The organism is Mesocryomonas lacus (assembly GCF_055730135.2).
This window is the reverse complement of the sequence record NZ_JBUZWE020000013.1, coordinates 50,377-65,207: the sequence shown is the minus strand read 5'-3', so window position 1 is coordinate 65,207 and position 14,831 is coordinate 50,377. Positions and strand designations below refer to the sequence as shown.

General features: G+C 64.1%; 11 protein-coding genes. 7 read left to right on the top strand and 4 right to left on the bottom strand.

The genetic code is table 11. The features are described 5' to 3' along the window. The first annotated feature begins 2 nt into the window (after window positions 1–2). The 4 genes from ACZLZY_RS19305 (at window position 3) to ACZLZY_RS19290 (ending at window position 3,539) form a co-directional block, all read left to right on the top strand. On the top strand, window positions 3–1,154 hold the full coding sequence (locus tag ACZLZY_RS19305) for an ABC transporter ATP-binding protein (RefSeq protein ID WP_472935671.1): 1,152 nt from the start codon (window positions 3–5) through the stop codon (window positions 1,152–1,154). Beyond that, complete coding sequence (locus tag ACZLZY_RS19300) at window positions 1,151–2,068, top strand: ABC transporter permease (RefSeq protein WP_472935670.1); 918 nt, start codon at window positions 1,151–1,153, stop codon at window positions 2,066–2,068. The genes ACZLZY_RS19305 and ACZLZY_RS19300 overlap by 4 nt, the downstream gene beginning before the upstream one ends. A 4-nt stretch (window positions 2,069–2,072) precedes the next feature. Beyond that, window positions 2,073–2,918, top strand: coding sequence for an ABC transporter permease (locus ACZLZY_RS19295; protein WP_472935669.1), 846 nt, complete (start codon window positions 2,073–2,075; stop codon window positions 2,916–2,918). 168 nt (window positions 2,919–3,086) lie between these two features. Beyond that, window positions 3,087–3,539, top strand: coding sequence for a hypothetical protein (locus tag ACZLZY_RS19290; protein ID WP_472935668.1), 453 nt, complete (start codon window positions 3,087–3,089; stop codon window positions 3,537–3,539). A 705-nt stretch (window positions 3,540–4,244) separates the two neighbouring features. Here the strand turns inward: ACZLZY_RS19290 and ACZLZY_RS19285 are convergent. After that, on the bottom strand, window positions 4,245–4,460 hold the full coding sequence (locus ACZLZY_RS19285; RefSeq protein ID WP_472935667.1) for a CsbD family protein: 216 nt from the start codon (window positions 4,458–4,460) through the stop codon (window positions 4,245–4,247). A 319-nt stretch (window positions 4,461–4,779) separates the two neighbouring features. Between ACZLZY_RS19285 and ACZLZY_RS19280 the strand changes: the two genes are divergently transcribed. Together ACZLZY_RS19280 and ACZLZY_RS19275 are read left to right on the top strand one after the other, a co-directional pair. Next, window positions 4,780–8,049 (top strand): response regulator, encoded by a 3,270-nt coding sequence (locus tag ACZLZY_RS19280; RefSeq protein ID WP_472935666.1) that lies wholly within the window; start codon window positions 4,780–4,782, stop codon window positions 8,047–8,049. Continuing rightward, the gene (locus ACZLZY_RS19275; RefSeq protein ID WP_472935665.1) at window positions 8,046–8,432 is read left to right on the top strand and encodes a response regulator; all 387 of its coding nucleotides are present in this window, start codon (window positions 8,046–8,048) and stop codon (window positions 8,430–8,432) included. Before ACZLZY_RS19280 ends, ACZLZY_RS19275 begins: the two co-directional genes overlap by 4 nt. Window positions 8,433–8,485: 53 nt before the next feature. Here ACZLZY_RS19275 and ACZLZY_RS19270 read toward each other — a convergent pair whose 3' ends face one another. The 3 genes from ACZLZY_RS19270 to ACZLZY_RS19260 form a co-directional block, all read right to left on the bottom strand. Beyond that, on the bottom strand, window positions 8,486–10,426 hold the full coding sequence (locus tag ACZLZY_RS19270) for an AI-2E family transporter (RefSeq protein ID WP_472935664.1): 1,941 nt from the start codon (window positions 10,424–10,426) through the stop codon (window positions 8,486–8,488). A gap of 99 nt (window positions 10,427–10,525) precedes the next feature. Further along, a complete protein-coding gene (locus ACZLZY_RS19265) occupies window positions 10,526–12,094 on the bottom strand; it encodes an adenylate/guanylate cyclase domain-containing protein (protein WP_472935663.1) in 1,569 nt (522 codons plus the stop codon). A gap of 105 nt (window positions 12,095–12,199) precedes the next feature. Further along, complete coding sequence (locus ACZLZY_RS19260; protein ID WP_472935662.1) at window positions 12,200–13,711, bottom strand: phospholipase D-like domain-containing protein; 1,512 nt, start codon at window positions 13,709–13,711, stop codon at window positions 12,200–12,202. 228 nt (window positions 13,712–13,939) lie between these two features. Here ACZLZY_RS19260 and ACZLZY_RS19255 point away from each other — a divergent pair, with 228 nt between their 5' ends. After that, entirely contained in the window at window positions 13,940–14,380 is a 441-nt protein-coding gene (locus ACZLZY_RS19255; protein ID WP_472935661.1) for a pyridoxamine 5'-phosphate oxidase family protein, read from the top strand. Window positions 14,381–14,831 lie beyond the last annotated feature (451 nt).

Genomic DNA, 14,831 nt, shown 5'->3' with positions numbered 1-14,831 from the left:
ATATGAACGCCACCTCCTCCCCCCGCGCGGGCGCCGCGCTGGCCGTTGCCGACAGCGGCCGGCTCGAGCTGGTCGGCCTGCGCCGCAGTTTTGGCGCCTATACCGCGCTCGACGGCATCGACCTGACGGTGGAGAAGGGCGAGTTCATCGCGCTGCTCGGGCCATCGGGCTGCGGCAAGTCGACGGCGCTGAACTGCATCGCCGGCTTGCTGCCGCTGACCTCCGGCGAAATCCGGCTCGACGGGCGGCGGATCGACGAACTGCAGCCGGAGCAGCGCGGCTTCGGCATGGTGTTTCAGAGCTACGCGCTCTTCCCGCACATGACGATCCGCAAGAATGTCGGCTTTGGCCTCGCCATGCAGGGCGTCGCGAAAGCCGAGGCCGAGGGCCGGATCGACCAGGCGCTCGACCTCGTTCGCCTGCGCGAGCAAGGCGACAAGCTGCCGGGCCAGCTCTCCGGCGGGCAGCAGCAACGCGTCGCCATCGCCCGCGCCATCGTCATCCGCCCGGCGCTGGTGCTGATGGACGAGCCGCTGTCGAACCTCGACGCCAAGCTGCGGCTGGAGATGCGCGCGGAAATCCGCGCCATCCACGACGCCATCGGCTCGACCACGATCTACGTCACGCACGACCAGGACGAGGCGCTGTCGCTCGCCGACCGGATCGTGGTGATGAGCCAGGGCGTGATCCGCCAGACCGGCACGCCGGAAGATCTCTACGAGCGGCCGAACCATATCGAGGTCGCCGATTTCATGGGCTTTCGCACCCGCATCGCCGGCAGCGTCCAGGCCACCGCGGCGGGCCGCACGACGATCGCGGCGGGCGGTGGCCTGCTTGAGGCCGACCATCCCGGCGAACTCAGCCCGGGCGCTGCCGTCACGGTCTCGATCCGGCCGGAGGATCTGGTCGCGTCCGCCGGCGGCCCCGGCCTGACGGCGACGGTGCGCTCGATCGAGTACCGCGGAAGAGCCTTCTTCGGCCTTGCCAACCTTCCGGACGGCGCCCCCGTCTATTTCCGCAGCGATGCCGCCGTAAAGATCGGCGACACGGTCCTTCTGCGCGCCGACCCGCAGCGCACGCTGGTTTTCCCGGCGGACCGGCCAAAGCCGGGCAGCGCAGCGGGCCGGTCCGCTGGCGCCGGTGACCGGCAATGAGTGACGTTATACGGGCTCGTCCGATCGCCCGGACGATCGCCCGGACATCGCTGCGCACACGGCTGGCGGCCCGCGGCTTCGACGGCACAACGCTGCTCGTCCTGCCCGGCCTCGTCGCGATCATCGCGCTCTTCGTCTATCCCTTCCTCTACGGTCTCGTGGACTCGCTGACGCCCGAAACCGGGGGGATGTTCGAGAACTACCGCCGCTTCTTCTCCGACCCGTTCCTCTACAACACCATCGGAGCGACGCTGAAGCTGGCGCTGCCGGTGACAATCCTGAACCTTGCGCTGGCCGTGCCGATCGCCTTCCGGGTCCGGCTGATGCGGCGCCAGAAGCTCCTGACCATCCTTCTCGTCCTGCCGATCACGCTCGGCACAGTGCTGGTGGCGGAAGGCCTCCTCAACTATCTCGGGCCGCAGGGCTGGTTCAACCGGACGCTGATCCTCGTCGGCATCCTCGACACGCCGATCCGGCTCACCAACAACTACTGGGGCGTCTTTGCCTCGCTGTTCATCACCGGCTTCCCCTTCGCCTTCCTCCTCACCCTCTCCTACGTCACCGGCATCGACCCGGCGATCGAGCAGGCGGCGGCGACGCTCGGCGCAAATGCCTGGGCGCGCTTCCGCAAGGTGCTGCTGCCGCTGCTGGTGCCGGGACTGGCGGTGACCTTCTGCCTCGCCTTCGTCCAGGCCTTCGCGGTCTTCCCCTCGGCGGTGCTACTGGGCGCCCCGGCGGGGCCGACCCGCGTCATCTCGATCGCCGCCTATTCCGCGGCCTTCGAGGAATACAACCACTCCCTTGGTTCGGCGATCGCCATCATCATGGGCGTGATCCAGCTCGCGATCGTGCTGGCGGTGCTGGCGCTCCGGCGGCTGTTCTACCGCGGCCCGACCGGCGGCACGAAAGGCTGATACGATGATCCGCGACAAGGGCCTCGGCTCGAAGCTCTGGCGCACCGCCATCTGGGCGGTGACGATCCTCTTCGTCCTCAACCTCCTCGGCGTCATCGCCACGGTGATCACCAATTCGCTGGCGACCCGCTGGCTCGGCACCTGGCTGCCGACGGGGTGGACGACGCGCTGGTATTTCGCCGCCTGGAGCGAGTTCCAGCTGACCGAGGTCATGCTGGTGACCTTTCAGATCGTCTTCCTCGTCACGTTTCTGTCGGGCCTCATCGGCATCACCACGGCCTATGCGCTGGCCCGGCGGGAGTTTCCGGGCAAGCGCTTCGTCATCCTGGTCTTCCTGCTGCCGCTCCTGGTGCCGCCGCTGACCTACGGCATTCCGCTGGCGACGCTCCTCTACCAGGCCGGGCTCGGCGGCGGCTTCTGGGGCGTGGTGCTGATCAACCTCGTGCCGTCGGTGCCCTTCGTGGTGCTGGTAATGATTCCCTTCATCGAACAGATCGACCCGCGCATCGAGGCGGCGGCGCGCGTCTTCGGCGCGGGAACGGGAAGCCTCTTCCTGCGCATCCTCCTGCCGCTGCTCCTGCCGGGCATGCTGGCCGCGCTGCTGCTGGTGCTAGTGCGCACCATTGCGATGTTCGAGCTGACTTTCCTCGTCGCCGGCCCGACCAGCCAGACGCTGGTGGTCTCGCTCTACTACGCCGTCTTCGCCTCCGGGGTTCGCGCTTCGCAGTCGATCGACGCGATGGCCGTGGTCTACATGGTGACGACGCTGTTCTGGCTGGTCCTTGCGCTGCGCTTCGTCAACCCGACGCAGATCGTGGCGCGCGCCAAGCAGCCGTCGAACGCCCACTGAAACGGAAAACTTGGTGGGAATACTGCGGCCGACGGTTTACGCCGGCCGAAAAGCAATGATTTTAGTCAATTCAGCCTGAATACGGCAAGCAAAACGCCACCGTTTTCGTTTCCAGGAAGTTTACAAGCGCCAGCTACAGTTCCGGCTAATCAATGCCGGAAAAGAATGATGCCCTACATCGCGCCGCTCCTGCTGGTCTTTCCCACGCTGCTGACCGCGACCCTCTGCGTGGTGGCGCGCCGGGTCAATATGGGCAATGCCGGCGCACAGGCCTTCGAGCATCTGCATGCGAAGGCGGTGGCGCACTGGCAGTTCCTGCTTGATCTCGTAATGCTCGCGCTTGTCGCAAGCTTCATTCTCGCCATCGACGAGAACGATACGCACAGCGCCCGAATGTTTCTGACGGTCCTGTATTACCTCAGCTTTGTCTCGGTCGTCTTCGCCGGCTCCGGCTATCTCTTCAGCCGGGCTTGGACCTCCGTTGTGCTGCGCAAGATCGCGTTCCGGGCGATCATGTGCCTTGCTTTGTTCATCATGCTCCTCGGCATGAAAGCGGCCGGCATCGGCCACAGCGAGCGTCCAAACGAACTGGCTCGCCTGGCGGACATGCAGCGGCTTTAGGTCGGACCAGCAGGGAATGCCTTCGGCCTACCACCGCCAGAACACTCCATGATCAGGCACGTCGTAGATAATTGCGAGAAACGGCTAGTAGCTGCGAATAAAAGTGCGGCCTCCCCCTTTTGGCGTCCGGTCTTTCGTTGCAAGACTTGCCCCATGCGACGACCGTTGACTGCCTCCATCCTTGTCCTTGCCGTCCTCAGCGGCTGCAGCCCCGCATCATCTCCGCGCCTCGTGCCGGAACTGGGCAGTGTGGGTTCCTCCGAGAACTCGACCGAGTATATCTGCCTGGCTTGGCGGAAGGCCCTCGACGGCTATGACGCGGCTGGGGAGCGTCGGCGACTGGCGGACAGCTTGCGGGCGCGCGGGGAAGACCCGCGCTATTGCGAGCAGCGTGACGGCGTGTCGGCTGCCGCTCCACTGTCGCCCAGCGTGAGCGGGCCCGGCCCGGCCACAGCTGTGGAGCGGACTGCGATACGACCACAGCGTCGATCGGGAACGCGGATGTCGCCGATCGCCAATCGCCGCGCCCTGAAAACCAGCCTCGACTGCACGAGCGAGTTGGTGAAGGGCCCGCCGGACCGCTACAAGACGATCTGCCGCTGACCACTGGCGACTCTGCCCGCACCGTCAGCTTCGCTGCCGGTCTGGCACACAAAAAAAGCCGGGACCCTTTCGGATCCCGGCTTCGCATCTAGCAACTTCTGATCAGAGCTTGCGGTGTGCCGCATCCGATACGTCGTCCGCGCCTTTCTTGACCGCAGCCTTGGTGTCGCCAACTGCCTGCTGCGCTTCGCCCTTGAGCTCCTGCGCCTTGCCGTCGGCCTGAAGGCGGTCGTTGCCGGTAACCTTGCCAGCTGCCTGCTTCACATTGCCGGCGGCTTCATTGGCGAGGCCCGAAATCTTGTCGGAAGTGCTACCCATGGTCATTCTCCATCAGCTGCGGACATGATGTCCTCGGGTTTAAGAATGCGCTCGGGGCCGGTTGGTTCACGCTGTGCGGTGCAGAAACGCTTCGCTCGACGAACGAAATGGCAGGAAACGCGTCCTGGCAATTCGATGTGAAGCAGTGTGTGACGGCCCGCAGGAGCTGATCTCGCTGCGAAAGCCTTTCCATTGTCCGCTATTGGTCTAGCTGGTGATTATGCCCGCGTGGCAGTCATTTTCCCGAGGGCATCGCGTGAACGCATCAATTCCCAAAGCCGCCCGCTTCCGCGGTCTTCCCATCGGACCCGGTTGGAGGATGGCGGGTGCGGCAGCACTCCTCATCATCGCCGTCGCCGCTTTCGGCTGGACGGTCATCGATATGCGCAGGGCGACGGCCTCCAGCACGCGGCACACCGAGATCATTGCCGCGGTCCAGCGGGTCGTCAGCAACGTCACCAGCGTCCAGAGCAGCGAGCGCGGCTTTGTCCTCACGGGGTCGGACGCTTTTCTTGAGCCATACGACCGGGCGCTGAAGAGCTTTGATAAGGCGCTGGCTTCGCTTACCTCGACCTATTCCGGGAGCGGAATGAAGACGGCCGACCTCACCGAATTCACCGCGCTCGTCACCGCCGAGATCAATTACGCCAAAAAGGTCATCGAGACGCGCCGGGCCGCAGGCTTCGAGGCCGCTGCCGCCCTCGTTGGCGAAGGCGAGGGTAAGCGGCTGATGGACCAGGTCGACGCCAAAGCCGGCGTCATCGACGGCGAGGCGCACAGCGTCATCTCGGAAAACCTCAAGCGGAGCCGCTTCGCCAGCACCCTCCAGATGGTTGGCTTCGCTGCTGCCGTCGCCGCAGCGCTGCTTCTCGCATATCTCGCCTACCGACGGCGCCGCGAAAGCCGCGCCCAATCCGAGGTCATGGGCAGCCTGCTCGAAAATGCATCGGTCGGCATCGGCTTCCTCGACAGCAGCTTCGAGGTCGTCCGACGCAACCGTCCTTTCGCCGAGCTGCTGATCCACGACGGCCGTCTGTCACTGCTCTCGAAGACGAAGGACAGCGGAACGGTCGAAGCCATCCTGAAGGCTGCAAAGGCCGGCTCTTCGACATCGAACGTCGCGACCGAGGTCGAGGTCGGTGGCAAGACACACTATCTTCTGCTGAATGCCTTTCCGATCTCGGGGACAGGACATGCCGGCGCACCGGTACTGGGCCTGGTGGTCATCGACACCACCAAGAGCAAGCAGGCCGAACGCCGGTTCGAACAAAGTGAGGGACGCTTCCGCTCGCTGATTGACGCCGCCGCCTCAATCGTCTGGACGGCACCAGCTTCCGGCCGCTTCGAGCAGCCGCAGGCGAGCTGGATGCGCTTTACCGGCCAGTCCGAGGGCGAGCACCTCGGCAATGGCTGGCTGGAATCCGTCCATCCCGACGACCGCAGCTCGACGTTCAAAATCTGGACGGCCGCCCGCGCCGAAAAGACTGTCTTCAAGACCGAGCATCGCCTGCGGCGCGCCGATGGCAGCTGGCGCCAGATGGCCGTGCAGGCCGCGCCGACACTTGATGCCAAGGGCGAAGTGGCGGAATGGGTTGGCACGCACACTGATATCACCGAACTCCGGCAGGCCGAGAAGAAACTTGGCGAGGCCGGTGCGCAGTTCGAAGCCCTGGCCGACAACATCCCGCAGCTGGCCTGGATGGCGGAACCGTCGGGGGAGATTTTCTGGTACAACAAGCGCTGGTTCGACTACACCGGCACGACCCTCGAGGACATGCAGGGCTGGGGTTGGCACAAAGTGCACCATCCCGAGCACGAGGCGCGGGTGATCGAACAGTTCAAGCGCCAGTTTGCCGAAGGCACGATGTGGGAGGACACCTTCCCGCTGCGCGGCGTCGACGGTTCATACCGCTGGTTCCTGTCGCAGGCGACGCCGATCCGCGACGGGAGCGGCAAGGTGCTGCGCTGGTTCGGCACCAATACGGATGTCACCACCCAGTTGGCGGTCGAGCACGAGCTGGAGGCGGCCAAGGACGCGGCGGAGACGGCGAACAAGGCGAAGAGCCAGTTCATCGCCAATATGAGCCATGAACTGCGCACCCCGCTCAGCGCCGTCATCGGCTACGCCGAAATGCTGGAGGAAGAGGTCGAGGATCTCGGCGAGGACGGCCTCCTTAAAGACATCCGCAAGATCAAGGGCAATGCCCGCCACCTGCTCAGCCTGATCAACGACGTCCTCGACCTGTCGAAGATCGAAGCGGATCGGATGGACATCTATGCCGAGACCTTCGACATCGAGACGGTGGTCGACGAGGTGACGTCGACCGTTGGCTCGCTGATTTCCAAGAAGGACAACCGCCTGGTCATCGAGAAGATCGGCGACCTCGGCGCGGCCCACACCGACCAGGTGAAGCTGCGGCAGTGCCTGATCAACCTCCTCAGCAACGCCTCGAAGTTCACCGAGAATGGCGAGATCCGGCTGCGGGTCGAAGGCTCGTCCGACGGGCAGCGGGACTGGCTCAACTTCGAGGTCTCCGATACCGGCATCGGCATGACGCCGCAGCAACTGGAGAACCTGTTCGAGCGCTTCACCCAGGCCGACGCCTCGACCACGAGGAAGTTCGGCGGCACCGGCCTCGGCCTTGCCATCACCAAGGCTTTCTGTCGCTTGCTTGGCGGCGATATCGGTGCGCGCAGCGAGGAGGGTAAGGGTTCGGCCTTCACCATCCGCATCCCCGCTGACGCCGTGGAGAAGGTCGACGAGACCGAGATCCTGCACATGCCCGATCCCGGCGCGGCTCAGAATGCCGGCCTTGTTCTCGCGATCGACGACGACCCGAATGCCCGTGAACTTTTGACGCGCTTCCTCAGCCGCGAGGGCTTTGCCGTGCGTACCGCCTCCGACGGCCTTTCGGGCCTCGAAATGGCCCGGGCGATCAACCCGACGGTGATCATCCTCGACGTCACCATGCCGAAGATGGATGGCTGGGCCGTCCTCACCGAGTTGCGGGCCGATCCGGTGCTCGCCAACGTGCCGGTGGTGATGGTCACGATCATCGACGAGCACAATCTCGGCTATTCTCTCGGCGCGTCCGACTATCTCCTGAAGCCGGTGGAGTGGAACAGGCTGCGCGACGTGATGGCGCGCTACCGGCTGGACAATGAGGGGCTGATCCTCGCCATCGACGACGATGCCGACACGCTGGAGCGCTTCACCTCGCTGATGGCCAAGGAGAACATTCCCGTCGTCACCGCCTCCAACGGAGAGCTTGGCCTCGAACGAGTCGCCGAGCGGATCCCGACGTTGATCCTGCTCGACCTCGTCATGCCGGTGATGAATGGTTTTGAGTTCCTCGAGAAGCTGCGGGCGAAGCCCGAGTGGAAATCGATCCCGGTCGTGGTGCTGAGCTCGAAGGACCTGACCGCCAAGGAATGGCAGCGGCTTCAGAGCGATGCTGACCAGGTGCTGTCGAAGAGCAATGTGGCCCTGCGGGAGCTAGTTGCCGAGATCCACGTTATCATGCAACGCGGCAGCGTTGGCGATCCGCCACTGAACCTTGCCAAAGCCGAACTGGAGCCACGCATATGACACGCATTCTTCTCGTGGAAGATCACGAGGAAATATGGGACTTTCTGTCCCGTCGGCTGAAGCGGCGTGGCTATGACGTCATTCTCGCGCATGATGGACAGGACGGCGTGGAAAAGGCGCGCGCCTCCAACCCGGACATCATCCTTCTCGATATGAACCTGCCTGTGATGGACGGCTGGACGGCGGCCCGCACGATCCGTGCCGACTCTTCCCTCCCGCGCATGCCGATCATCGCACTGACGGCACATGCGATGTCGGGAGACCGCGAGAAGACCATCGCCGCCGGTTGCGACGACTACCATGCCAAGCCCGTCGACTTTGCCAAGCTCGTCGGACAGATCGAAGCGTTGGTTCCGTCCGAAACAGCGTCGGCTACCCTCTAAGAAAAAAGCCACTCTCCGGATGCCGGAGAGTGGCTTTTTTTCTGATGTAATGGTCAGGCCGCTTGCGTGACAGCCTGGCGATCGAGCCCCTTGCCTTCGAGCCTCAGCGGCTGATCTGCCGACAGCTCCAGAACTGCCGCAAGGGTGCGGTTGAAGGTGGTGGTCACAGCGTCGGCATGCGTCCGACGCTTCAACTCCTTCAGCATTGCGGGATCCCGTTCGCGCCAGATTCCGATGACTATCTTGGCGGCGGGCGCCACCCGGTGGACCTGGCGAACCGCCTGCCGCAGGTGCACGAGGCTGAGCGGCTCCACGAACGACAGCACAACCAGCGCGACGCCATCGGCCTCCGCGGGGGTCGGCATGCGCTGGGCCAGAGCCTTCCAGGTCGTCGTCTTGGTGCCGAGACCATGCTTGCGGATCGTCTGCGCCAGCATTTCCGTCAACGGCTCGTCGAGCGCGCTGATGCCCGAGACGCACACGACCGGGGTCGCGCTCCGGAAGGCAGGCGCCAGTTCGTCGCGACGGCGCACGATGTGTGCGACCTCAAGATCCGGACCTGCCGCCGCAACGGCTGCGGCCGCTTCAGCGTTCAGCGATCCACCGGAAGGCACCGGGCTGCGAATCCGCTCGAGCCGACCGACGAGGTCCAGGGCGGAGTGCCTGAGGACCTCGAGACGGTCCCCGGTGACGGCAAAGCGCGCGACGTCCTCGTGGGCAAGGCGCATGCCCTCCACGGCGATCTCGTCATAATAGGTCGCCAGCGCCCGCTCGCGCAGGAAGGCACGCGCCTGGTCTCCTGCTTCACGGGTCGAGCCGGTCAGCATGCGCTGGTAGAAGATCTGCGGGGGTGACAGTGCCGGCCGGTCGCCGAAGATCACGTCGATCGTCGAGAGACGCGGAATGTGGCGCCCCATTACCACGAGGCAGATCGTCAGCGGGGTGGCGAGGACGAGACCCACCGGACCCCAGAGCAAGGCCCACAACGCAGCGGCCAGGATCACCGCAATCGGCGACAGGCCGCTGGTGTGGCCGTAGAGCAATGGCTCGATGACATGGCCAAGGATTGGCTCGACCGCGAGGAACAGCACGATCACCCAGATCGTCATGCTCCAGCCGGGGTCGACCGCAAAGGCCAGCGCAAGTGGCAACGCGGCGCCGATGAACGCGCCGATATACGGCACGAAGCGCATGATGCCGGCGAGAATGCCCCAGAGGAACGGGCTGGGCACGCCGATGAAGTAGAGGCCTGTCCCGATGACGATGCCGAAGGTCACGTTGACGATCAGCTGGGTCAGCAGCAGCCGGCTGAGGCGGCGAGCGGCGTCGTCGATCGCCCCGGTGGTTTGCTGAAGGTCGTCGGTGCCGGCAAGGCGGATGAAACGGTTTCTCAGATCCTCACGCTGGGCGAGAATGAAGCAGGCGAAGACGAGGACGATACCGATCATCGCCAGCGGATGCAGCAGCGGCGATACGATGGTCGAGATTGTCGACAGGCTGTTGCCGCCGGTGTCGAGCTGCACCATCATCGGCTTGGTCTGCGCGGCGGCATCCTTCACCGTATCGTTCGACCCGAGGGTCTCGAAGTCCGCCATCAGCTCTTGGATGGTACGAAAGCCCCGTGCCATGGGGCCGGTGCCCTCGGTCGAGCTCGCGAGACCCTGGATCTTCTCCTGCATGGTCTTCTGGTAGGTCGGAAGCTCGGCCGCCAGTGCCGCCAGCTGGTTGGCGATCACCACCCCGGCGGCGATGATCCCGACGAGGGCGACGATCACCGCGCCGATGATCGCCAGTCCCTGAGGCAGCCGCATCCGCTGCAGTCCGTTGACGATCGGCGCGAGCGCGAAGCTGAGGAGGATGGCCAGCGCAAAGGGCACGAAGATCTCGCGGCCGAGATAGAGGATGGCCGAGACCACGAGGATCAGCACACCGACGGCGAAGGTGGTGAACAGCGGTAGTGCCCGCTTCAGCATTTGCGATGTGACGATGTCCACGACGTTCTCCGGAAGGCGATTGCTGCAGCAGTTAGGCGCTGGCGGGGGAAAGGGAATTGGCGATCCGCGCGATGACGGGTGAAACGGCAGTGCGAACGGTCAGCTGAGATAGTAGGTGTCGATCGCCCCGATGCCGCGGACCTCGACCGGGTCGTTCGGCTCGAAATCGACTCGCCCTTCGAGCGCCGAGCGAACTGCGGCCGAGACGAGAATCCGGCCGGGGGTACAAAGGCCTTCGAGGCGGCTCGCAAGGTTCACCGTATGGCCCCAGACGTCGTAGAAAAGTTTGCGGCTGCCGACGACGCCGGCCGCCGCCGGCCCCTTGCTGATGCCGATGCGCAAGCGCAGCGAAGCGGCATGGTCGATGGTCTGCAGCACACTCTCCATCTCCCGCGCCATGGTCACGACCCGGAAGGCCGGGTCCGACACCGGGTCCGGAATGCCGGCGACGAGCAGATAGGCATCGCCGACGGTCTTGATCTTCTCCACCCCGTTTCGCTCGGCCAGCGCGTCGAAGCCAGAGAAGATACGGTTCAACATCTGCAGCGTCTCGATCGGCGACAAGGTCGAGGCGAGCTGCGTGAAGCCGACGAGATCGCAGAACAGCACGGCGACGTCGGTGAAATGGTCGGCGATGATGCCCTCCCCCTCCCCGAGCCGCTTCACGACGCTCGCCGGGAAGATGTTGTGCAGCAGCATGTCGGCGCGCAGCTGCTCTTCCTTCAGACGGGCGAGCGTTGCCTGCTCGCGGTCGCGCAGGAACTTGCGCTCCAGCAGCGTATCGATCCTGGCGGTCAGCAGCGTCGCGTTGAGCGGCTTCGACAGATAGTCGTCGGCGCCCGCCTCGATGCAGCGCACAGCGGCATCGACCTCGTCCAGCGCCGACATGACGATCACAGGAAGGGCCGCCGCCCGGGGTTGCCGCTTCAGGCGGTTGAGCACTTCGACGCCGCTGAGCCCGGGCATCATCAGGTCGAGCATGACAAGATCGAAGTTCTCGGCCTCCGTTAGCGCGAGGGCTGCCTCTCCACTGTCGCAGGCGGTCACGGTATGGCCAAGCTTTCGCAGGCGCCGGGACACAAGATCGCGGATCGAAGCATTGTCGTCGACCACCAGCACATGGCCCGTCACGCCCGTGGCTGGTTTCCCCTCCCCCTCGAAATCCACAGGCACCGCGGGGGCTTGATCGGGCAGCGGCTCGCTCTGCGGCATTGGTGCCCGGTCGGAGGCTTCGTCGAGGACGGCCAGAAGATTGCCAATTTCCTTGAGAACGGTGTTCGCCTCGCCGATCAGCCGGCCCATGGGCTCAACGAAACGGTGATCGTCCTCCTCGGCCATTTCCTCGAGCAGCAACTCGGCATAGCCGAGAGCGCCCGACATCGGCGTGCGCAGATCGTGCCGGACCGTCGCCGCCCCGAAGTCCTCGCCTGCCGCGGGGGACTGGATTAGCCCATCGATCCAGCGCGCCTTCTCGCTCATCCGGGCAACCGAGCCGCCGAGCTTCTCCAAATCGCCGGCGTAGAGATCGCCGCCGGCCGCCGCGACGGCAGCCATCACGTCCTCGAAGCTTTCCTCGAGACGCCGCACCGCCGGCAGGAAGATATCGGCGAGCACGTCCAGAAGCTTGGCGTGCGAAGCCTCATTCCTCTGCGGATTGCGTTCGAGCAAGCGACGACCCTCTGGCGCAGGCGGACGACATCGCTCCGCGGGCGCTTGGCATCCAACTCGCCGGGATGCCAATCGTTGCAGAGGCTTATGCCGAAGGGCCCGGTTCTATCGAAGCCGCTGGCTCTCCTTGCTGCGGCGGCGCAGCCGCGGCAGGTGCAACCGGCCCCGCAATCGCCGCAGGAGACCCCGCTTGCTCAGCGATTCAAACATCTGCTCGGGCCCCTCGGGATCGAGGATCTGGTTGTCGGCGAGCCAGGTTTCCACGTCGCTGAGATCGGGCGCCGTGTAGGGGCGCAGCGTCCGGCCTTCGCCACGCAAAGCCTCGATCGTTTGAATCAGCGAGCCGGTCGCCTCGATCGAAGCCGCGACAGTGGCGGGATCGACGCCGAGCTGTTCGGCCAGAAGATCGTGGCGGATAGCGGTGATCGTGGCATGGAGACCGTCATTGCCGGGGAGGCTGGTGTCGATGGTGACGTCGCACTCGGTGTCCAGCCGCAGCGACCGGTTGTTCATGTTGGACGAGCCGATGCGCAGCACCTCGTCGTCGATGATCAGGATTTTGGCGTGCACATAGATGGCCTCGCCGCCATCGGTATAGGGATGGTAGACGCGGAACCGCCCATGTGGATCGCGGCGCCGCAACGCTTCGTGCAAGCGTGCGCGTGCGGTGTCCATGGCCAGCGGCTCCAGCCACCCTTGTGCGGTGACGGGATTGATCACGACGATCTCCGGCCCGTCCGCCTCGCTGAGCCGCCGGGCGATTGCCTCGGCAATGCGGCGGGAGGCGAAATACTGGCTCTCGGCATAGATGTGGCGTTTCGCCCGGGCGATCTGGTCGAGGTAGAGGCGCTCGACCTCCAGGATGGCGGCTTGGCCGTCCATCGTCGGCACGGAACGCGACACCGCCATCTCGACATCCTCGAAATGCGCGGTGAGCCCGTCCGGCCAGCAGGAGGCCATTCCCTCGACAGCCTCCATAGGCTTGCCACCCGCGTGATGCCAGCGGTCGCGCGCAATCTTGCCGAGCACCTCGGCCATCGGGCCTTCGATCGCCGTCGTCGCGTCGTGCCAGGGTTTGTAGCGGGTGCCGTTCGGCCGCCGGCGCCGGTCGTCCTCGTGCCGGTGCTCGCGCGTATCCCAGCGGTCCTCGGTCATGTCGATGCCGCCGCAAAAGGCAAAACTGTCGTCGATGACCACGATCTTCTGGTGGTGCGAGCCACCGACGGGATGCGCCCCGTCGAGCTTGGTGTGGATGCGGGGATGCGCCATCCATTTGAGGATCGTGAAGATGGTCGAGCCGCGGAACAGCGTCTTGATCGCGCCGAGGTCCCAGCGCAGCAGATAGACTTCGAGGTCCGGGCGGTGGCGCACCAACCAGTAGATGAACTCGCCGACCCTTTCCGGCGCGACGTCATCCTTGCCGCCCCGGCCAAGAATGATGCGTCCGTCGAAATCCCAGCCGACGAGCACGATGCGCTTCTTCGCCTTCAGCATCGCCGCGCGCGCATAGCGGAAATAATCGTCGGCATCGACGACGACGGCCGCCCGCGAGGCGCGGGCGAGCCGGTAGCAGTTATCGCGCGGGCGCAGCGGGCTCGGCGGTGTCAGCTCATTCATTTCTTGCACCATTCGAAAGATTGAACCGGCGTGGCCGACGCAGATATGGTCGATTGCTCGCTTCGTCGACGGGAAGCTCTCCACTTTCTCGTCAGCGAAGTACACCCTTGCCTCCCGCCCCCGATCGGCAGCGGCGGCAAGGCGGAACGTCGTTCCTAAAATCCTGCGTCAAGGGAGCAAAGCCCGGTCGGCGGCATTCATCCCAGTATTGTTAATGGGAGCCTGCTCATGACCGACCTTACCCTCGATGATCTTTCGGACAAGATGGCCGATATCGACTTTGCCATGCTGTTCACCAAGACGACAGGCGGCGAGATCGGCGGCCGCCCGATGAGCAACAACGGCGACGTCGAATACAACGGCGACTCCTTCTTCTTTTGCTACGAGGAAGCCCGCTCCATCGCCGACATCGAAGCCGACCCAAAGGTTGCGCTGTCCTTCCAAGGCAATAAGGGGCTGCTCGGCAAGCCGCCGATCTTCATCTCCGTCGAAGGCCATGCCGAGCTGATCCGCGAGAAATCAGAGTTCGAGGTTCACTGGACCTCCAGCCTCGATCGCTGGTTCAAGGACGGCATCGACACACCGAACATCGTGCTGATCAAGGTCCGGGCCCAGCGGATTCACTACTGGCTGGGCGAGGACGAGGGCGAGATATCGATGACGGCCTGAACGACAACCGGATGCACGGACATCCCTGGCGCCTTGGCGGGGCGGAGGAGCGGCGCAAACCTATCAAGGCCGCCCCTCCACGATGACATAGCAGCCATGCGCCCAGCGGGATTTCTTCAGTCCGCGCAATATGGTTTTGTAAGCTTGCATTCGTTTCCTCCCAGATCCCAATGCACAAGCTAGCCCGCCCGGTTTTCCGCGGCGGGCTTTTTTTGACTATACTGAAATGTACTCGGCCGAATAACACTGCAGTTACAACGATCTAGCGAATCTCTAAAACTCACCACCGTGCAAAATTTTTTTTGTAACTGATAACGGCATAATTTTACTTATCAGGCTGGTATTAGCCTACCAGTTTGGTTTTTACATCGATCTTTGCAAAATTAAATTAGAACTGAAAACAGGCGGAAAAATAATAGTTGAATAAATAAACTTTGATTGTGTAAGTTAT

Coding starts and splice junctions, on each gene's coding strand:
- ACZLZY_RS19305 (WP_472935671.1), top strand. CDS start 3: ATGAACGCCACCTCCTCCCCCCGCGCGGGCGCCGCGCTGGCCGTTGCC.
- ACZLZY_RS19300 (WP_472935670.1), top strand. CDS start 1,151: ATGAGTGACGTTATACGGGCTCGTCCGATCGCCCGGACGATCGCCCGG.
- ACZLZY_RS19295 (WP_472935669.1), top strand. CDS start 2,073: ATGATCCGCGACAAGGGCCTCGGCTCGAAGCTCTGGCGCACCGCCATC.
- ACZLZY_RS19290 (WP_472935668.1), top strand. CDS start 3,087: ATGCCCTACATCGCGCCGCTCCTGCTGGTCTTTCCCACGCTGCTGACC.
- ACZLZY_RS19285 (WP_472935667.1), bottom strand. CDS start 4,460: ATGGGTAGCACTTCCGACAAGATTTCGGGCCTCGCCAATGAAGCCGCC.
- ACZLZY_RS19280 (WP_472935666.1), top strand. CDS start 4,780: ATGGCGGGTGCGGCAGCACTCCTCATCATCGCCGTCGCCGCTTTCGGC.
- ACZLZY_RS19275 (WP_472935665.1), top strand. CDS start 8,046: ATGACACGCATTCTTCTCGTGGAAGATCACGAGGAAATATGGGACTTT.
- ACZLZY_RS19260 (WP_472935662.1), bottom strand. CDS start 13,711: ATGAATGAGCTGACACCGCCGAGCCCGCTGCGCCCGCGCGATAACTGC.
- ACZLZY_RS19255 (WP_472935661.1), top strand. CDS start 13,940: ATGACCGACCTTACCCTCGATGATCTTTCGGACAAGATGGCCGATATC.